This is a genomic window from Bradyrhizobium lablabi, assembly GCF_001440475.1.
GTDB lineage: Bacteria > Pseudomonadota > Alphaproteobacteria > Rhizobiales > Xanthobacteraceae > Bradyrhizobium > Bradyrhizobium lablabi.
On the sequence record NZ_LLYB01000065.1, the window covers coordinates 163,040 to 180,950 of the forward strand.

The following is a 17,911-nucleotide window of genomic DNA, read 5'->3' on the forward strand; positions in this document are numbered from 1 at the left end:
ACGGCATAACGGACGGATGGATTGCTTCGTCGCTATGCTCCTCGCAATGACGGAGGACGCGGCGCGCCGATCAACCCGGCCGCATTTCCGCTCTTATCATGTCGGCAGCCTTCTCGCCGATCATGATGGTCGGCGCGTTGGTGTTGCCGCCGATCAGCGTCGGCATGATCGAGGCGTCGACCACGCGCAATCCGTCGACGCCGTAGACTTTCAGCTTCGGATCGACCACGGCCATGGGATCGTTGACGCCCATCTTCGCGGAGCCGACCGGGTGATAGACGGTGTCGACGCGCGCGCGCAGGAGGTTGCGGATGTCGTCATCGCTATGCACGCCCTCCGTGAACATCTCCTTCTTTTGCAACGCGCGGAGCGCCGGCGTCTCCATCAGCCGCCGCGTGGTCTTGAAGCCGGCGACCATGGTTTCCAGATCGTCCGGATCGCCAAAGAAATTCGGATCGATCAGCGGCGGCGCGAAGGGATCGGCGCTTCCAAGCGAAACGCTGCCGCGGCTCTTCGGCCGCAGCAGGCAGACGTGGCAGGTGAAGCCGGTGCCGCGGTGGCGCTTGCGGCCGTGATCGTCGGCGAGCGCCATGCCGAAATGAAGCTGGATGTCGGGGATGTCGAGGTCGGGCCGGGTTTTCAGGAAGCCGCCGCATTCGGCGAAATTCGACGTCATCGGCCCGCGACGTTCCCGCCGATACTGGCGGATCGCCCGCAGCAACCGCGGCAGGGCTTTCAGTGAGATGCCGTTGAAATTCGGATTATCGGACATGTAGCCGAACACGAAATCGGGATGATCCTGCAGGTTCTGCCCGACGCCGGGCAGATGATGCACGGTGGCGATGCCGTGCCTGCCAAGCTCGGCGCTGTCGCCGATGCCCGACAGCATCAGGAGATGCGGGGTCTGGAACGCGCCGGCGGAGAGGATCACCTCGCGCCTGGCGCGGATCTGTTTGATCTCCTTGCCTTGGCGGTACTCGACGCCGACTGCGCGCTTGCCTTCGAACAGGATGCGGGTGGCGTGGGCGTGAGTCTCGACCCGCAGGTTGGCGCGGCCTCCCATATGCGGGTGGATGTAGGCGCGCGCGGCGCTGCAGCGTTCGCCGTTCCGCTGCGTCAGTTGATAGATGCCGAGGCCTTCATGCTCGTCGGCATTGAAATCCTCGCGCAGCCGAAACTGGGCTTCCTGTGCGGCCTGCAGAAAAATCTGTTGCACCGGATTTCCGGTGCGCGACTTGTTGACGGCGAGGGGACCGCCCTTGCCGTGATACTCGCCGCCGAAATCGGCATTGTCCTCGGCGCGCTTGAAGTAGGGCAGAACGTCGCTAAACGACCAGCCGGTGTTGCCGAGCGAGCCCCAGTGGTCGTAATCGGCACGATGGCCGCGGATATAGACCATCGCATTGATGGCGGAAGACCCGCCGAGCCCCTTGCCGCGCGGCTGATAGCCGATGCGGTCGTTGAGGCCCTTTTGCGGCACGGTGTTGAACGCCCAGTTGTTGACGTTGCCGGCAACCATCAGCACGAGTGCGAACGGCGTCGTGACCACCCAATTGTCGTTCCGGCCGCCGGCATCGAGCAGCGCCACGGTCGTCTTCGGATCTTCTGAAAGCCGTCCCGCCACCGTGCAGCCGCCGGAGCCGCCGCCCACCACCACGAAATCGTAAGCTTCCGCCACGTCCATTCCCCCGGGATTTATTGTTCTGGCGACCTCACGGGCCGCGGCCTTGGTCGCCCCTTGGGCCGCAAAACTCCGCTTTTGCGGCGTTTATGGCAAGAGCGGTTCCAGAGGGTGGTTTTTGCGCTCCAAGTGCTCGTTTTTGCTGTCATAAAATCTGCAAAAGCGGGATCTTGCCCCTTTCCAAAGCTGGGCGACGTTGATACATACCCCTCGCACCCGATGGCTTTGCCCGGGTCGCCTTCTCAGGAAGCCTCCGGACGGGATCGATCGGCGCAAACACGCGTTGGCCGGGTTCGTTTCGGGTCCGGTTTTTTCGAAGGCATTGCAACGGTTTAACGCGGGGTGGAGCAGCCCGGTAGCTCGTCAGGCTCATAACCTGAAGGTCGCAAGTTCAAATCTTGCCCCCGCAACCAAATCTCTCGACCGGATGAGATGAAACGGCCCGCCTTTCGGCGGGCTTTTTCGTATCGGGCCCGCCGGCCGGCCGTCCAGCCATTTGATCCGCTGATCAGCCCCTCCGCACGTGGCGCCACAGCAGGTCGGCGATCTCGCGGCGGCGTTGCGCCTTGGCTTTGGGCGACGACATGTCCCAGCCGAATTGCGCCTCGAAGGTGTGGCGGTTCGCGACCGAGAAGAAGCACAGCGCATTCAGCGTCATGTGCAATTCGTTGGGATCGATGCCCGGCTGGATCACGCCGCTGCGCACGCCCTTGTCCAGCACCGCGGCGATCTGGTTGATGATGGGCCGCGTCATCTCCTTGAGCTTTCGGCTGGCGCTGATGTGCCGGCCGCGATGGATGTTCTCGATGGTGACCAGGCGGATATATTCCGGGTTGGCCTGGTCGAAATCGAAGGTGAATTCGGCAAGCCTGCGGATCGCAGCCTCCGGCTCCAGCGCCTCCAAGTGGAGACCTTCTTCGGCAAGGCGCATCTTGGCGTACGCCATCTCGAGCACGGCGATGAACAGCTCTTCCTTCGAATTGAAGTAATAGAAGATCAGCCGCTTGGTGATGTTCGCGCGCGCGGCGATCGCGTCGGTGTTGCCGCCCGTCAGGCCGTTTTCGGCGAACTCCGCAAATGCAATCTCCAGGATCTCGCGCCTGGTCCGCTCCCGGTCGCGCCGCCGGATCGGCGGCTTCTTCGCATTCGCGGGCTTTTTCGCAGGCTCCATCTGGCAGTCCGGTGTCCATCCGCGCCGGGAATGCGCGCGCTGGCCATCATGGACCGAATCGGTCGCCATTGACAGTAATTATCCTATAGGGTAATTATAATTAACCCGCAGATTAATTAAGGGCGGAGGAGATGACGCGCGCGATGTTTGGCCTTGCCCATCTGACGGCGCTCGAACTGTCGCCGCCCGCGCTGGTCACCGAGGCGGCGGGCGCTGGCTTCACGTCGGTTGGCTTGCGATTTGTCCCGGCGACACCAAATGGTCCGGCATATCCGACGCGGGTCGGAACGGAAGCCCACCGCGCGCTCAAGCAAATCCTCACTGCCGAAGGCGTTGATGTAGCCGACATCGAATTCATTCAGCTCACGCCTGACGTAGACGTGCAGGCTTTCGCCGGCGTGTTCGAGGCGGCCGCCGATCTCGGCGCGATTTCGGTCACCGTATCCGGCGACGATCACGACAATGTGCGGCTGACGGCGCATTTCGCCGAACTCTGCGACCTTGCGCTGCCATTCGGCCTGCGCGTCGATCTCGAATTCATGCGCTGGCGCGCAATCGGCGCGCTGCCGCAAGCGCTCGCGATCGTGCGCCAGGCGAACAAGTCGAACGGCGCCGTTCTCGTCGACGCCCTGCATCTCACCCGTTCCGGTGGCAAGGCAGGCGACTTGACTTCCATCCCCGACGAATGGCTGCGCGCCGCGCAAATCTGCGATGCGGGAGCGGACACGCCTTCGACCGAAGCTGCCATCATCGCCGAGGCGCGCGAAGGACGGCTGCCGCCGGGAGACGGCTCGCTGCCGCTCGGCGATCTACTGGAGGCGCTGCCCGCCGACGCCTTCCTCAGCGTCGAGATGCCAATGCCGGCGCTTGAGACGCGGGTACGGATCGCCGCAGCCTTTGATGCGACCCGCCGACTGCTTGATCGCCACTCGCGCGGCACAATGCGCCCGGGCCAGCGCCGCGAAAACTCATCGACAGGACGCCAGATATGAAGAACATCGCCATCGGCGTCATCGGCGCCGGCCTGATCGGACGCAAGCACCTGCGAAAACTCGCCGAGCGGAGCGACTATGATCTCGTCGGCATCGCTGACGTGAATGTCGATCAGGTCGCAGCCGAGCATCCGAAGACGCGCGTGTTTGCGGATTACCGTCAGCTGCTCGACGAGGCGCGGCCGGAAGCCGTGATCATTGCCTCGCCGAACCAGCTTCACGCCGAGACCGGCATCGAATGCGCCCGGCGCGGCATTCACATCCTGATCGAGAAGCCGGTCACCGATACGCTGGATAGCGCTGCGGCCCTGCTTACTGAAGTGCGCAAGCACGGCATCAAATCGCTGGTCGGTCATCACCGCCGCCATCATCTACAGGTCAGGACGCTGAAGGCGCTGCTCGGCGAGGGGCGAATCGGTGATGTCGTCGGAGTGTCGGCGATCTGGGCCACCCACAAGCCGGAGAGTTATTTTGATGTCGCGCCGTGGCGCAGCCAGGCCGGCGGCGGCCCGGTGCTGATCAACCTGATCCACGAGATTGATTTCCTGCGCTTCACCATCGGCGAAATCCTGGCCGTCGAGGCGATTGCCTCGAACCGCCGGCGCGGCTTTGCGGTCGAGGATACTGCCGCCGCGTTGATCGAATTCGACAATGGCGCGCTCGGCACCTTCTTCATCAGCGACAGCGCGGTCTCGCCCTGGACCATGGAACAGGGCTTGGGCGAAGCCGTGGAATTCCCGTTCAGTGGACAGAACAGCTACCGTCTGATGGGACGCCGCGGTTCACTCGAATTTCCGAATCTCCTGCAATGGGCGCAAGCGGACGGCGCGCAGAACTGGAATCAGCCGATCCAGGCCCAGCACGTCCATGCCGGCACGATCGATCCCTATGTCGCGCAGCTCGACCATTTTCGCGACGTGATCCGCGGCACGGCGCTATCACTGCAGCCGGTCGAGGACGGCGCCCGCTCCTTGATCGCAACGCTTGCCGTTGCCGAGGCCGCAACTGCCGGCCGGCGCATCGACCTGCGCGACCGCTACGCGGCGCTCGCGCCGGCATTGAAGGACCACTGAACGGCACCGGAACGGAGATGGTGTCGGCGTCGCCCGAACAAGTGAGCAGAGTCACGGCGCTTCCGACGTTTCGCGATCTCCTGCTCGCCTCGGGTCCTCAGCGCTCGTAGCTTGCCGGGTCCGGGCTATCAGACGGATGCGCGAATGCGTTGCGCAGGACGGTCGGCATCGGAGTCTTGAAATTGAGGCCGTTGGGCGGCACCGGCGATTCGAACCACTTCCTGTAGATTGCTTCGATTTCCGGGCTCTTGTACAGCTCCGCGGTCGTTCGATCGGCCAGGGCCTTGAACGGCGCATCGTCCTTGCGCAGCATGATCCCGTAAGGTTCGGCCCGGGACAGGGCTTCCTCGCTGATCATATAGGCGGACGGATCCTTTGATCGCGCGATTGCGACGGCGAGCTGCACGTCATCGAGCACGTAGGCGGCCGCGCGGCCGGTCTCCAGCATCAGGAACGCCTCCGCCTGATCCTTGGCGGCCAGCACGGCGATGCCGAGATTTCGTGCGGTATTGACCTGATTGAGCTGCACCATGTTGGTCGAGCCCGATATGGCGACGACAGGCTTGCCCTTCAGATGATCGATTGTGGTGATGTTGTCGGACTTCCTCGCGGCAAACCGGGTTGCCGACAGGAAATGCGAATTGGTGAACGTCACCTGGCGTTGCCGCTCCGCATTGTTGGTGGTGGAAGAACAGACGAGGTCGACTGTCCCATTCATCATGAGCGGAATGCGATTGGACGACGTGACCGCAAGTGTTTCGACGGCGACGTTCGCGACCTTGAGTTCGCGCTTCACCGCTTCGACAATCTTCAGGCAGATGTCGACGGCATACCCGATCGCCTTTTGATCGCCGTCCAGGTAGCTGAAGGGCACCGAGGCTTCCTGAATGCCGAGGATGATCTTGTTCGTCTCCTTGATCTTCTGAAGCGTTCCGGTCAGTTCGCTTGCGTTTGCAGACGTCGTCGTCAGGACCGCCGCAATCATGATCGCAGACAGGCGCATTGAGTTCACTCCATGGATATCGGCCGTTCTTGTGAGGGCCTCGAGCACATCGACCCGCAGCAACACGATCGCTCGCTCTTAGCCGACATTATTCCCGCGCGATACCAAAGCTTGCTTCTATCAGCTATCAAACAATTTGATCGGCAGGCGGCCTGTCCGGCGGATGCTCAACGCGGACGCCGAATATCCGGATCAAGGTCATCTTTAAATCGAAGCCTGCCCACTCAGCCCGACGCCTGAGCGGTCTTCGCGGCTCCTGGCCCCGGATGGGTGTGGACTTGCTTGGCATGAACGGGTTCGCCGCACTCCGAGCAGATCATCACGGGATCGAACAGCTTCCCGCAATTCTTGTGCTGGTGCAGCAGCGGGCGGCCGCGCTCGTCCACCATATGGGTGTCGCCCCAATGCACGATCGACATCACCACCGGATATAAATCGAGGCCGCGCTGCGTCAGGATGTATTCATAGCGCGCCGGGCTTTCCTGGTAGCGGGCGCGCCGCAGCACGCCGTAGCGGACGAACTTCTTCAGCCGGTCTGCCAGTAAATGCCGGGTAATGCCGAGTCTCGATTGAAATTCCTCGAAGCGGCGTACCCGAAGAAAACACTCCCGCAGGATCAAAAGGCTCCACCGGTCGCCAATGACCGCAACCGTGCGCGCCAGCGAGCATTGTTCTTCCTCAAGCGTGTCCCAGCGCATCGCGCTCTCCGGCATTGATCAATCGATACAACAACATAGCACAGTAAATTCCAAATCGGAATGCGCTAGAATGTGCCCACGAAGTACGTTTATAGCAGCTCGTCGGCCAACATAAGATTGACAGTTCTATTTTAGAACTATAGACGTCGATGCCGGATCAAGCCCGAAAAGCCTGTCAGATCGCACGAGGCCGGGAACGCGGGGAGGGGCCGTATGGCACAGGACGGCATGTTGAAGGTCGAATTTCATTTCGACTTCGGAAGCCCGAACGCCTATCTAGCGGCTCGCCTGATTCCGGAGATCGAGCGACGGACCGGGACCAGATTCGACTACGTTCCGGTACTGCTCGGCGGCATCTACAAGCTTACCGGCAATAGCTCGCCCGCCGATTACCTCAAGGGCGTCAGGAACAAGCCCGACTACATGGCGCTGGAGACCGAGCGCTTCCTCAAACGCCACGGCATCACCAACTACCGGCGCAACCCGTTCTTCCCGGTGAACACCCTGCAATTGATGCGCGGCGCCATCGCGGCGCAGGCCGAGGGTATCTTCTGGCCGTATTTCCAGGCGGTCTATCACCACATGTGGGAAGAGCCCAAGAAGATGGACGATCTCGACGTGATGCTGGAGGCGCTGGCCTCATCGGGGATCGATGCCAACAGGATTGTCGCGAGATCGCAGGATCCCGCCGTCAAGAACAGGCTGGCGGCGTTGACGCAGGACGCCGTCGATCGCGGCGCCTTCGGCTCGCCGACATTCTTCGTCAACGACGAGATGTTCTTCGGCAAGGACCAGCTTCGCGACGTGGAGGAGGAGATCCTGGCGCAGCAGCGCGCCATGGAGACCTCCGGTTCATCCAAGGACCGCCGCGCGTCCTGATTTAGCTTTCGGGATCGAAGGCCGACAAGGATCAAACAGTTCGTCATCGAGGAAAGCCATCGTGGAAACTGTTCTCGACAAAATCAGCGCGAGCGATCTGCTCGAAGGCCTGCCGTCGCGAGTGCACGATGTCTACGCAAAGTTCGCGCAGGAAACACCCGATCATCCCGCCTTCGTCGAGGCCGGTCGTTCGTGGAGCTACCGGCAGTTCTCGGACGCGGTCGAGGCAGCCTCGCGCGATCTGCGGGAACTGCAGATCAGGCCCGGCGACCGGGTGATGGTGGCCAGCGAAAACAGCGTGGCGCTTGGCGCGATCCTGTTCGCCATCGGCAGGCTCGACGCCTGGGCCATCGCGGTCAATCCGCGTCTGAGCGCGCGCGAGCTCGAACAGATCCGGTCGCACAGCGGCGCCCGCCGGGTCCTGTTCAATTCGGCGCTCTCAAGGGAAGCTGCCGATCATGCCTTGCGTGCCGGGGCTAGTACGCGTTCGATCGGGCCGTTCGGTGGCATCGGCGTTGCGCCGTTGAACGAGGAGGCGCGGGCCGAGCCCGTCGAGGCCGACGCGGCGCGTCAGGTCGCGGCGCTGATGTACACCTCGGGCACGACAGGCACGCCGAAGGGCGTGATGCTCAGCCACCGTAACCTGCTGATCGCCGCGAAAACGTCCGGCGTGCTGCGAAGGACCGGTCCCGCCGACCGGATCTATGGGGTGCTGCCGATGTCCCACATCGTCGGCTACTCGATTCTCCTGATCTCGACCCTGATGCACGGCGCGACGCTGCACGTCGTGTCGAAGGCCGATCCTGCCGCGCTGGCGGAAGCGATCGCAAAAGACGGGATTACGACGCTTTACGGCGTGCCTGCGACCTATCAGCGTCTGCTCGAATACAAGGCCGTGAAGGGGATATCGCGCCTCGATCGCGGCCGCCTGCGGATGATGTGCGTGGCGGGCGCCCCCCTGGATCTGACGCTGAAAGGCCGGATGGAGGAAGAGTTCGGCATTCCCCTGCTCAACGGTTACGGCATCACCGAATGCTCGCCGGGGCTTGCCGGTGTACGTGAGAAGCGTCCTGCCGATGACGAAACCGTGGGACCGATACTGCCGGGCGTCGAACATCGGATCGTCGACAGGAACGGCCATGAAGTCCCGGCCGGCAGCGTCGGCGAGTTGCATGTCCGGGGTCCCAACGTGATGCTCGGATACTATCGCTCTGTCGAGCAGACGCGGGCCGCCATCGATCCCGATGGCTGGTTCAACACCGGCGACCTGGCCCGTATCAACGGCGAGGGTGACCTCTATATCGTCGGCCGCACCAAGGAGCTCATCATCCGCTCCGGCTTCAACGTCTATCCCGCCGAGGTCGAGGCCGTGCTCAACGCCCACGAACTCGTGGTGCAGTCTGCCGTCGTCGGACGCAAGGTCGACGGCAACGAGGAAGTGGTCGCATTCGTCCAGCTCCTGCCGGGAGCGGCGATCGGCGTGGACGAGCTCAAATCCTATTCCGCGGGGTTGCTGACTTCCTACAAGCGGCCAGGCGAGATTGTGATCCTCGACGCACTTCCCGCGGCGTCGACCGGAAAGATTTTGAAACACAAGCTGCGGGAATTGGCGAACGGGAGCAAGATCGACCCGGCGACGGCCGCCGGCTGACGCATCAGCCGCCGTGTCCCTTAGTAGCGAACAGGAGGTAATCAATGGCCAAGAGAAACGCGACCGCGGCAATCATCGGTGCGGGAGACTATATCGGCGCCGAGATCGCCAAGAAATTCGCCGCCGAGGGATTTACGATCTTCGCGGGCCGCCGCAACGGCGACAAGCTCGCACCGTTGGTGGACGAGGTTCAGGCCGCCGGCGGCAAGATCTTCGCGCGCTCGCTCGATGCCCGCAAGGAAGAGGAAATCACCGCCTTCCTCAACGATGCCGACAAGGAAGCGCCGCTCGAAGTCTGCATCTTCAATGTCGGCGCCAACGTCAACTTTCCGATCCTCGATACCACCGAGCGGGTGTTCCGCAAGGTCTGGGAGATGGCCTGCTATTCGGGTTTTCTCGCCGGCCGTGAAGCCGCGCGCCTGATGCTGCCGCGCGGCCAGGGCAACATCTTCTTCACCGGCGCCACGGCCAGCCTGCGCGGCGGGCGCGGTTATGCGGCCTTTGCCAGCGCCAAGTTCGGCCTGCGCGCGGTGGCGCAAGCGATGGCGCGTGAGCTTGGCCCGAAGAATATCCACGTCGCGCACCTGATCATCGATTCCGGCGTCAACACCGAATGGGTTCGCCAACGGCGGCTTGAGGCGCTTGGGCCGGACGCGCTCAACGATCCCGATGCGTTGATGCCGCCCGCGTCGGTCGCAAACGCCTATTGGAGTCTCTACGCGCAGCCGCGCAGTGCCTGGACGTTCGAAATGGAGATCCGGCCGTTCAAGGAGACGTGGTGAACCGCGGCCACTTGCGCGCGGCGCGCATCTGACAGCTTCCGACGCTCATTCCTGGGACTGCCGTGAACACCGGACCAGAGAACAGCATGGCCTACACGCAGTTACAGCTTCAGCGCTGGAATGGAACTTCGTGGGAGCAGTTCGGCGACGTCGTGAGCGCCGATTTGAATAAGGTGGAGTTCCCGCGCTGGAACTCGCCGGCAGTTCCTTGATGCGCGAAGCGCGCGTTGAAGAAATTTCGTTGATGGCCGCGTAGAAACACGAAGCGATTTTAAGCTGAACGTTAATCCCTCGCGCTATCCGTCGCAGAAAGGCGGAGCGCGCGAGTGGCAAGTATTTTCGAGGTTCAAGGCTTTGGCGCATTGTCCGAATGGAATGGACAGTTCTCGAGCGCCTCGGCCAAGCAGGCATTTCAAAAGATTGCGGCGCTCGGATCGAATTCGATCGAGCTGACCGCCCGGATCTGGACTCAGACCGGAACATCCAATTCCGTCTTCGCCGATCCCGCCAAGACCGAAAGCGACGCCAGCCTGTTGGCGGGCTTTCAGGCGGCGCACGATGCCGGCCTGTCGGTGCTGTTCAAGGCCGCGCTCTCGACCTTGAACGGAAGCAGGGTATCCAGCCTGGCGCCGGCCGATCTCGCGGGGTTTTTTGCATCCTACAAGGCCGAGATCGTGCACCTCGCCACCATCGCGCAGGCCGCAGGCGTCGAGACGTTCGCGATCGGCAACGAGATGAGTAGCCTGTCCGGCGCGTCATATCGCGGCTACTGGGTCGATATCATCGACGCTATCAGGCAGGTCTATCACGGCGAACTGACCTATGCGGCGGCGACCGACGAAGCCTCGCATGTCAGCTTCTGGGATCAACTCGACACGATCGGGGTCAACACCTATCCGCCGTTGACAGCCAGCAATAGCCCGACGGTGCAAGACCTGATCGACGCGTGGACCGAAGTTCCGACCAACCCGTACTACGCGGCGGCGTTCGACTACAAATCGCCGGTCGACTTTCTGCATTCGCTTGCGACGAGGTACGACAAGCCGCTGCTGATGACCGAAGTCGGCTATCGCAGCGTCGACGGCACTGCCATCTCGCCGGGATCGTGGACGAGCAACGGTACGGCCGATGTGCAGGAGCAGGCGGACGCCTACAACGCCTTCTTCCAGGTCTGGACGGCCCATGGCGGCGATTGGTTCAAGGGCGTCGAGCTCTGGCAATGGGATCTCAACAACCAGTATTCGAGCACGGGCTATTCCGTCATGGGAAAGCCGGCCGAAGCTGTCGTCTCGCAGTATTTCCATGGCGGCGGGGCCGTTCCCGACCTTGCGATGATGGGATCGGCTGTTGCCGACCTCATCGATATCGGCCGCGGTAATGACACGATCGATGCCGGGCTGGGCGACGACGTCATTCATGGCGGCGCCGGTGCGGACATCATCGTCGGTGGGCCTGCGACCAGCGGCAAATTGTCGGTAACGACCGTCACCCTCGTCGGCTACGGCTCGGTGGTCGGTGGTGTCGGTGCGCAGGCCCAGATCAAGGTCAACGGCCAGCTAGTCTCCGGGTTAATGGAATTCAAGCCGGCGGCTGATCCGTCTGAATACCAGGCGTTCACGATCAGCTTGGCCAATCCCGGTGTAATCACCAGCATCGACATCAACCTGGCGAACGCCACACCGGGGCGGGCGCTGCATATCAAGGATTTCCTGATCAACGGTGTCGCGCTGTCGCCGGCTGACGCAGCGAACGCAAGCTCGCCTGGCTCGTTCGATCTCTACGTCCACAATATCCATGTCGACACGGCCAGCCATCAGGACTGGTTTTCTGGCGCGGCGACGGACAATGACGTGATCGATGGCGGCGCAGGCAACGACGTCATCAACGGCGGGATCGGCGACGATGTCATCGACGGCGGAGCCGGGATCGATACGGCCAGATTCACCGGCAATATCCGCGACTATGATATCACGATTGCCAACGGCCAGTTGGTGGTGAACGACCGGATCGCGGGCCGCGACGGCGCCGATCATCTCTCCGATCTCGAATTCCTGCAGTTCGCCGACGGCGTCATCGACGCCAGCGAGCTGTTCGCCAGTCTGGCGAGTAGCTCCGGCAGCACGCTGCAAGTGCTGGCGACCGACGGCGCCGGCAAGATCATCGGCCAGCTGCTTCGCCATGCCGATGGCTCCGACCTCTATTCGTTCGTGACCGCTGCGAGCACTGGCCCTCAGCCGCCGGTCGATAGCGACGCGTTCCAGTTCATCGCTAATACGGCGCATCGGCAAATGGAATTCGGGGGGATCGCACACAGGGCCGCGACCACGGGCAACGATACGTTTGTTTTCAGCGAAACCATCGGGCGCCACGCGGCAGATGACTTCAAGGCAGCAGACTCAATCGGGCACGATGTGAGCCGAATCGAATCCACTGTTACAGCCGACGTCGCGCATCTTTCCGATCACGGAGCCGGACATGACACCGTCATCGATTCCAGTCATGATGTATCGGACGCGCTCACCGGCGTAGCGTCCCTGACGGCTCATCATCTGGTCTTCGTCTGACCGCATCGATGCGCAGGCTCAGGCGTGATCGGGGCCGACGGTCACGACCATGACGCCGTCGATCTTGATCAGGAATGTCATTGTCGGTTGGCCGGAAGCCGGCGCCCGTTCGACCGCATGCCGGAACGCTGCAATCTCTTCTTGCGCTGCTGCCCGGGGGCTGAGTGTCGAACCCGGCACGCAGACGGGAATACCATCCGAGGTGAGTGCGCTCAGGTCGACCCGCAGGTCGGCGTCGCGACAGATTTCCTGCGCCTCGGCGAGGTCGCTCGCTTCGAACGCCAGCGTCGGCCTTCGATCGACGTCGAGAACGAAAACCTGAAGCAAACCGGATCCGTCCGGTCGCTGCGATGGTTCATGGGCTGACACCACGCAATTCCTCGATCAATCTAGTGGCAAGCCGGGCCGCAAAATCAAGATTTCCTCAGGGATGGGAATTGTCAAATCCGCGATCGCGGCGTCATCAACGCCCGGCCGGCTGCGTGACGGAAGGCCATTGGAACGCCAGTTGGAGAAATCCTAAAATTTGCGCGAAACAGCGGGGCGGGTTCGTGCGTTGCATTCCTGACCAGCCCCACATGGTGGCGTCGGGCTGAAGCTTGACGCGACATCTGAATTACAACCATCCAAATTGTTCCCGGCCCCGCATTGTTGCGCTGTCATGGCGTTCGACATAGCATCGATCGCAAGTCAGGAGCGGGCAGGGCAGAAGAAATGAATACGAGGTCCTTCTTTGCAGCTTTCTGCCGTCGATCATGCGTTAGCGAATACGGAACCCGCGCACTGGAAGCAACGTCTTCGCTGCCCTCGCTGTTCGTCGGCGCTGCGGAACGTGTGGTCGCAGCCGTCCTGTTCGAACCGCGCCTGCGATTATAGCAGGGCCGGGTTTCCGGTAGTCGGCTCACAGCCGGTGCTGATCGATTTTGCGGCCAGCATTTTTGAGCGCAGGATGTATGAGGCCGAGAGCGGCTCGGCGCTGCAGCGGGACGTCAGCCGCCGTTCCCTCGGATCGCGCCTGCATCGTCTTACCTTCGGCGGCAATCCGGTTGCGGTTTCCAACAGTGCAAACTTCATCGAGCTGTTGAAGCGAGAGTCGCGGCGGCCGGTCGTGCTCGTGATCGGAGGCGGGACCATCGGTCTGGGCGCAGACGAACTCTACCGCGACGATTCCATCGAACTCGTCGGCACCGACGTCTATGCCTCGCCGCATACCGCGCTGGTGGCCGACGCCCACAGCCTGCCGTTCGAAGACGGCGTGTTCGATGGCGTCTGGGTGCAGGCGGTGCTGGAACACGTGCTGGAACCCGCTACCGTCGTCGCCGAATTGCATCGGGTGCTGCGTCTGGAAGGCCTGGTCTATGCGGAGACGCCGTTCATGCAGCAGGTGCATGAGCAGGCCTATGACTTCTCGCGTTTCACGCAGAGCGGTCACCGCTGGTTGTTCAAGCGATTTTCCGAAGTTGACGCCGGGCCGGTCGGCGGCGCCGGCGTCGCGCTTGAATGGTCGATCCGCTATTTCGCGCGCGCGCTAGGCGCAGGCGACAAGCTGTCGCGGCTGATCGTGCTGCCGTTCTTCTGGATCAGGTATCTCGATGCATTCGGCCGCGGCCGGGCCGTCGCAGACGCCGCCAGCGGCTTCTTCTTTCTCGGGCGCAGGGCCGAACGGGCAATGGATCCGCACGCCATGCCGGATTATTACAATCGGCAGAAATGAGCGTCGACGGTTAGTGGACTATTCTACGAAACGCCCTTGATCTTCTTGCACGGCGTCGACGAGGTCGATGACATCCGTGCGACGTCGGTTACGGAGCGGATGGCAGGCTTTTCCTTGCGGGTGATGAAGCGCAGCACGCCGTGAGGATAGGCGTCGCAGAACTGCGCCAGCGTCGAGGCCGTTGCCGGAACGCTGTCCTGCTTGGGGATTACCGCGATGCCGCCATCCCTCAGGATGTACGCATCCTTCACGTTGGGCATGGCTGACGTCGCGATGCAGACCTTGAACAGGTCATTGTAGGCCTGCGGTGTCAGGGCCTGGTCACCGTCGGGCGTTGCCAATAGATACTCGCGGCTCTTGCGGCAGTTCTCGTTGTCCGCCCGCGCCGCACCGGTCGCGAGCACCAGTAGCATCGCGGTCGCGACCCATAGCCTCATGCCGTCTTTCCCATGGCGTGGTTCGCAGATGCCCGCTTGCCGGCATAGGCCAGGCCGTACGTTGTCGCCGCGCATCGTTCCCATGAAAGGGCGCGGGCATGGGCGGATGCGCCGGCCGCGAGAATGGCGCGCAGACCCCGGTCCGCGGCCAGCTCCGCGATCGCTGGCGATATGCTTTCTACCGACGGCGGCACAAGAACGCCGGTTTCGTCGGCCAGCACGGCGTCAGCCACTCCGCCGACGTCGGTCGCGACGCTCGGCAGGCCGGCGGCGCCGGCTTCGAGATAGACCAATCCAAATCCTTCCACCCGGCCGGTCGTATCAGGCGTCCCCGTCAGGCAGAAGAAATCGGCGGCCGCGTAGAGATCGCGGATTTCCTCGTTCGATTGCGACCCAAGGAAGCGAATGTCGCATTCCGCCTCGCCTGCGGCCCGTCGCAGATCGCCGACATAATCGGCTTCGCCGTCCGGACCGACCACGAGCCACGTGATGCGCCGGCGCAGTTCGTCCGGAAGCCGCGACAGTGCAGCCAGGGTCAGGTGATGTCCCTTGCGGCGCGTGATGCGCGCGACCGTGATCATCACCAGGCGGTCTTCCGGCAGGCGATGGGCCAGGCGAACTTCCCGGCGCGTTCGTCGTCCGCCGAACCAGAATTCCGATACGCCGAGATTGATCGCGCTGATCCGGCGCGGGTCGACGGCAAACCGTTCGCGGAACAGCGTCTCGGTAAAGCGGCTGTTGGCGACGACCTCCGTCCGCGGCCCGAATACGCCGGCGCCGCGTATCGCCATGCGCTTCAGCGTCGTCTGCGTTTCGTTGATCTCGGTGCCATGCACCGTCATCAATACCCGCGCCGGCGTTCGCCATCGCGACAGCGCGAGCGGGATGAAGAACGGCCAATCGGCGGCATGAACCACGTCATATCGGTCGCCGCGGACGCCGCGTCGCGCCAGCATGATCTTGCGTGGCAGATCGCGCATGGAATGGAGACCGCCGCGAAAGCGAACGACCTCGAAGGGCAGGGAGCGATCGTCGTCGTCGGTGTGCTGCGCGTAGTCCGGCGCGACCACGGTGACCCTGGCGCCGAGCCGGCTGGCGGCCGCGGCAATTTCGCGGGCATACGTTCCAATTCCTCCCATCGCGGGAGCGAACTCGCTGGTCAACAGAAGGATGTTCAACCCGGCGCCCTCAATAGGTCGGCGCCGCGGCGGCAAGTCCGCGTGCATCCTGAATTTCATGGTGATAGCGGAAGACGCGCGCGAGCTGGGTGACTGGTGTAAACGCCATGATGGTGTCGGCGACCTGCACCGGGTTCATCGCACCCATCTCGATGGCATCCCTGATATCGACGAACCGCTGGACCAGCGCATCCACCATCTCGTCGCGGCTGCCGGTTCGCGGCACGAGATAGCCGCTGAAGCCGGGCCGGATCACGGATTCAAGCTGCGGCAGGTGCATGGCGACGACGGGGCGACCGACCGCCAGGGTCTCGAGCACGCAGCGCGGCATGCCCTCGAACTCGGACGTCAGGATACCGGCATGCGCGCTCGCCAGGGTCTCCGCCATGCCGGCGGCGTCCTTGAAGCCGTGGCGCACGGTGATGTCCTCGATCGCGGCGAACTCCTCGAACCGGTGCGGGTCGCTGGTGCCGATATAGTGAAACCTGACGTCGCCGTTCAATCGCTGCCGCAGGCGGTCGATGGTGCGAAACATCAGCGGCGGATCCTTGAATTCGTCGAGCCTGCCGGCGAACACGATCTGGAACGGCGAAGAGTTCAGCGGCCAGACCTGCGGCTTGAAGATGTCGGTGTTGACCCAGGTCCAGAGCGTGTCGATCTTGTCCTTGCGGCGCGGATAGGCCTGCTGCAGCCGCTCGGTGATGAACGGATTGACGCAGAGAAACTTCTCGCTCATGGCGACGGCAAAACGCTCGCCGGTGTTGTGGACGAAGGAATATTTCCGCAGCAGCGAATCCATCTGCAGCTTCGGCGCACCTTCGCCGTGAAGCATCTGCACGAAGGGAAGCCGCAGGATCGCCGGCAGCCAGGAGAATTCCACCCGTCGCAGATCGATCGAGCATCGTCTCGCGCGGATCAGTTTCGCAATCGGCCGGAAATGACGCAGCAGCGCCATGAAGAATTGCCCGGTCAGCGAGCTGCGAATCGTGCGGGCCGCTTCGCGGGCCTGCTGGTCCGAATAATGCAGGATCGGCAGGAAATCGAAACCGCGGCCGCGGAACGTCAGCCGGTGAAGCTGCCCGAGCTCCAGCTCGCCGGTCGAGTCGACGCCGATGAAGAGGATGTCGGTGTCGACAGGATGAAAGGTGATGAAGTCGCGAATGTATGTTTCGAGGCCGCCGACTTTCTGGCCACGCGGATCGAATGGGTGAATCAGGCAGATTTGATAACGTGGCTTGATCCGGTTGGCATTTCGAGCGCGTAGCGCCAGGGTCAATGTTGAAGTCATGCCGCTTTCCTCATGCGTGCCTGGACGATTTGCGGAATGGTTCGCGCCACGAGACGCGGAACCACTGTCATGCATTTGACATAGCGAGGGCCGAGCCGGCGCGGCTCGCGCAGCATGCGCCACGCCCATTCCATTCCGGTTCTGCGCGCCAGCGATGGCGCGCGATCTTGCGTGCCGGCGATGAAATCGAGCGCGGCCCCGATGCACAGCACGCCGGTTCCGTCCAGCTCGTCGAGGCACCGCGCCGCGAACAGTTCCTGACGTGGCGCGCCGAGTGCGACGAAGCAGAGTTTCGCACCCGAGGCGCGAATGCTTTCGATCGCAGCATCGGCTTCGCTGGAATAGGGATCGAATCCCGGTCCCGGCGCAAAGTATCCGGCGATTTGCAATCCTCTAAATCGTTCCGCCAGGCGGCGGGCCGTAAGTTTCAGCGTGAGATCGTTGGCACCGAACAGAAAGACCGGCAGTCCTTTCTTGCGGGCTTCAGCACAAACCGGTTCGACGAGATCGGCGCCGGTCGTGCGCTCGATTCGCGTTCCCATGAGACGACCGAGTACGACGATGGGGAACCCGTCGGCTGTCACAAATCTGGCGCGGCGATAAGCGGCGCGAAAATTGGCATGCTGCTGCAACTGTACGACATGATCGAGATTGAGCGTGCAGACGCTGAAGTTATCGCCATGCTGCGCGGCCGACACGATCGAGGACACGGCTTCCGGAAGCGAGGGAACATTGATCGTGATGCCATCGACTGTGAGGCGCGGCTGCAACTGCGCGGGTGGTTCCGACATGTCGATCTC

17 protein-coding genes and 1 tRNA gene are annotated in these 17,911 nt (G+C 62.7%); 9 read left to right on the forward strand and 9 right to left on the reverse strand.

Features of this window, described 5'->3' with window-relative positions:
- Positions 1-70 precede the first annotated feature (70 nt).
- Positions 71-1,678, reverse strand: coding sequence for a GMC family oxidoreductase (locus tag CQ14_RS15725; RefSeq protein ID WP_199805537.1), 1,608 nt, complete (start codon positions 1,676-1,678; stop codon positions 71-73).
- A gap of 339 nt (positions 1,679-2,017) precedes the next feature.
- Between CQ14_RS15725 and CQ14_RS15730 the strand changes: the two genes are divergently transcribed.
- Positions 2,018-2,094 (forward strand) — tRNA-Met (locus tag CQ14_RS15730).
- Between the two features lie 95 nt (positions 2,095-2,189).
- On the opposite strand, the gene CQ14_RS15735 is transcribed toward CQ14_RS15730, so the two are convergent.
- On the reverse strand, positions 2,190-2,921 hold the full coding sequence (locus tag CQ14_RS15735; protein ID WP_245320363.1) for a TetR/AcrR family transcriptional regulator: 732 nt from the start codon (positions 2,919-2,921) through the stop codon (positions 2,190-2,192).
- Between the two features lie 62 nt (positions 2,922-2,983).
- Between CQ14_RS15735 and CQ14_RS15740 the strand changes: the two genes are divergently transcribed.
- Together CQ14_RS15740 and CQ14_RS15745 are read left to right on the forward strand one after the other, a co-directional pair.
- Positions 2,984-3,844, forward strand: a complete 861-nt coding sequence (locus CQ14_RS15740) for a sugar phosphate isomerase/epimerase family protein (protein WP_245320364.1) — start codon at positions 2,984-2,986, stop codon at positions 3,842-3,844.
- A 50-nt stretch (positions 3,845-3,894) separates the two neighbouring features.
- Positions 3,895-4,917, forward strand: coding sequence for a Gfo/Idh/MocA family protein (locus tag CQ14_RS15745; RefSeq protein ID WP_430650187.1), 1,023 nt, complete (start codon positions 3,895-3,897; stop codon positions 4,915-4,917).
- Positions 4,918-5,014: 97 nt separating this feature from the next.
- Here CQ14_RS15745 and CQ14_RS15750 read toward each other — a convergent pair whose 3' ends face one another.
- Both CQ14_RS15750 and CQ14_RS15755 read right to left on the reverse strand, forming a co-directional pair.
- Positions 5,015-5,920: an amino acid ABC transporter substrate-binding protein gene (locus CQ14_RS15750; RefSeq protein WP_057858815.1), complete on the reverse strand. Its 906-nt coding sequence runs from the start codon at positions 5,918-5,920 to the stop codon at positions 5,015-5,017.
- Positions 5,921-6,144: 224 nt separating this feature from the next.
- Positions 6,145-6,618: a winged helix-turn-helix transcriptional regulator gene (locus tag CQ14_RS15755; protein ID WP_057858816.1), complete on the reverse strand. Its 474-nt coding sequence runs from the start codon at positions 6,616-6,618 to the stop codon at positions 6,145-6,147.
- A gap of 213 nt (positions 6,619-6,831) precedes the next feature.
- Between CQ14_RS15755 and CQ14_RS15760 the strand changes: the two genes are divergently transcribed.
- The 5 genes from CQ14_RS15760 (at position 6,832) to CQ14_RS15775 (ending at position 12,494) form a co-directional block, all read left to right on the forward strand.
- Positions 6,832-7,497: a 2-hydroxychromene-2-carboxylate isomerase gene (locus CQ14_RS15760; protein WP_245320365.1), complete on the forward strand. Its 666-nt coding sequence runs from the start codon at positions 6,832-6,834 to the stop codon at positions 7,495-7,497.
- A 61-nt stretch (positions 7,498-7,558) separates the two neighbouring features.
- Positions 7,559-9,148, forward strand: coding sequence for a class I adenylate-forming enzyme family protein (locus tag CQ14_RS15765; protein ID WP_156435023.1), 1,590 nt, complete (start codon positions 7,559-7,561; stop codon positions 9,146-9,148).
- Between the two features lie 44 nt (positions 9,149-9,192).
- Entirely contained in the window at positions 9,193-9,930 is a 738-nt protein-coding gene (locus tag CQ14_RS15770; protein ID WP_057858761.1) for an SDR family oxidoreductase, read from the forward strand.
- A gap of 86 nt (positions 9,931-10,016) precedes the next feature.
- Entirely contained in the window at positions 10,017-10,142 is a 126-nt protein-coding gene (locus CQ14_RS47620) for a hypothetical protein (RefSeq protein ID WP_283807230.1), read from the forward strand.
- 114 nt (positions 10,143-10,256) lie between these two features.
- On the forward strand, positions 10,257-12,494 hold the full coding sequence (locus CQ14_RS15775) for a glycoside hydrolase family 113 (protein WP_057858762.1): 2,238 nt from the start codon (positions 10,257-10,259) through the stop codon (positions 12,492-12,494).
- Positions 12,495-12,512: 18 nt separating this feature from the next.
- On the opposite strand, the gene CQ14_RS15780 is transcribed toward CQ14_RS15775, so the two are convergent.
- Positions 12,513-12,821 (reverse strand): hypothetical protein, encoded by a 309-nt coding sequence (locus CQ14_RS15780; protein ID WP_057858763.1) that lies wholly within the window; start codon positions 12,819-12,821, stop codon positions 12,513-12,515.
- Between the two features lie 583 nt (positions 12,822-13,404).
- Between CQ14_RS15780 and CQ14_RS15785 the strand changes: the two genes are divergently transcribed.
- Complete coding sequence (locus CQ14_RS15785) at positions 13,405-14,208, forward strand: class I SAM-dependent methyltransferase (protein WP_245320366.1); 804 nt, start codon at positions 13,405-13,407, stop codon at positions 14,206-14,208.
- A 23-nt stretch (positions 14,209-14,231) separates the two neighbouring features.
- Here the strand turns inward: CQ14_RS15785 and CQ14_RS15790 are convergent, their stop codons facing one another.
- From CQ14_RS15790 to CQ14_RS15805, 4 genes are read right to left on the reverse strand one after another with little or no spacing between them, the layout of a single operon-like run.
- Positions 14,232-14,645, reverse strand: a complete 414-nt coding sequence (locus CQ14_RS15790; RefSeq protein WP_245320367.1) for a hypothetical protein — start codon at positions 14,643-14,645, stop codon at positions 14,232-14,234.
- Positions 14,642-15,823 carry a glycosyltransferase family 4 protein gene (locus CQ14_RS15795; RefSeq protein ID WP_082649895.1) on the reverse strand — a complete coding sequence of 394 codons (1,182 nt, stop codon included), beginning with the start codon at positions 15,821-15,823 and terminating at the stop codon, positions 14,642-14,644. Before CQ14_RS15795 ends, CQ14_RS15790 begins: the two co-directional genes overlap by 4 nt.
- A gap of 10 nt (positions 15,824-15,833) precedes the next feature.
- Positions 15,834-17,111, reverse strand: coding sequence for a glycosyltransferase (locus CQ14_RS15800; protein WP_057858765.1), 1,278 nt, complete (start codon positions 17,109-17,111; stop codon positions 15,834-15,836).
- On the reverse strand, positions 17,108-17,902 hold the full coding sequence (locus CQ14_RS15805) for a WecB/TagA/CpsF family glycosyltransferase (RefSeq protein ID WP_057858766.1): 795 nt from the start codon (positions 17,900-17,902) through the stop codon (positions 17,108-17,110). Before CQ14_RS15805 ends, CQ14_RS15800 begins: the two co-directional genes overlap by 4 nt.
- Positions 17,903-17,911 lie beyond the last annotated feature (9 nt).

Excerpts from the sequence above, each read along its gene's own strand:
- CQ14_RS15750 (WP_057858815.1), bottom strand. The coding sequence starts at position 5,920 with ATGCGCCTGTCTGCGATCATGATTGCGGCGGTCCTGACGACGACGTCT.
- CQ14_RS15790 (WP_245320367.1), bottom strand. The coding sequence starts at position 14,645 with ATGAGGCTATGGGTCGCGACCGCGATGCTACTGGTGCTCGCGACCGGT.
- CQ14_RS15805 (WP_057858766.1), bottom strand. The coding sequence starts at position 17,902 with ATGTCGGAACCACCCGCGCAGTTGCAGCCGCGCCTCACAGTCGATGGC.
- CQ14_RS47620 (WP_283807230.1), top strand. The coding sequence starts at position 10,017 with ATGGCCTACACGCAGTTACAGCTTCAGCGCTGGAATGGAACTTCGTGG.
- CQ14_RS15760 (WP_245320365.1), top strand. The coding sequence starts at position 6,832 with ATGGCACAGGACGGCATGTTGAAGGTCGAATTTCATTTCGACTTCGGA.
- CQ14_RS15770 (WP_057858761.1), top strand. The coding sequence starts at position 9,193 with ATGGCCAAGAGAAACGCGACCGCGGCAATCATCGGTGCGGGAGACTAT.
- CQ14_RS15755 (WP_057858816.1), bottom strand. The coding sequence starts at position 6,618 with ATGCGCTGGGACACGCTTGAGGAAGAACAATGCTCGCTGGCGCGCACG.
- CQ14_RS15800 (WP_057858765.1), bottom strand. The coding sequence starts at position 17,111 with ATGACTTCAACATTGACCCTGGCGCTACGCGCTCGAAATGCCAACCGG.
- CQ14_RS15740 (WP_245320364.1), top strand. The coding sequence starts at position 2,984 with ATGACGCGCGCGATGTTTGGCCTTGCCCATCTGACGGCGCTCGAACTG.
- CQ14_RS15735 (WP_245320363.1), bottom strand. The coding sequence starts at position 2,921 with ATGGCGACCGATTCGGTCCATGATGGCCAGCGCGCGCATTCCCGGCGC.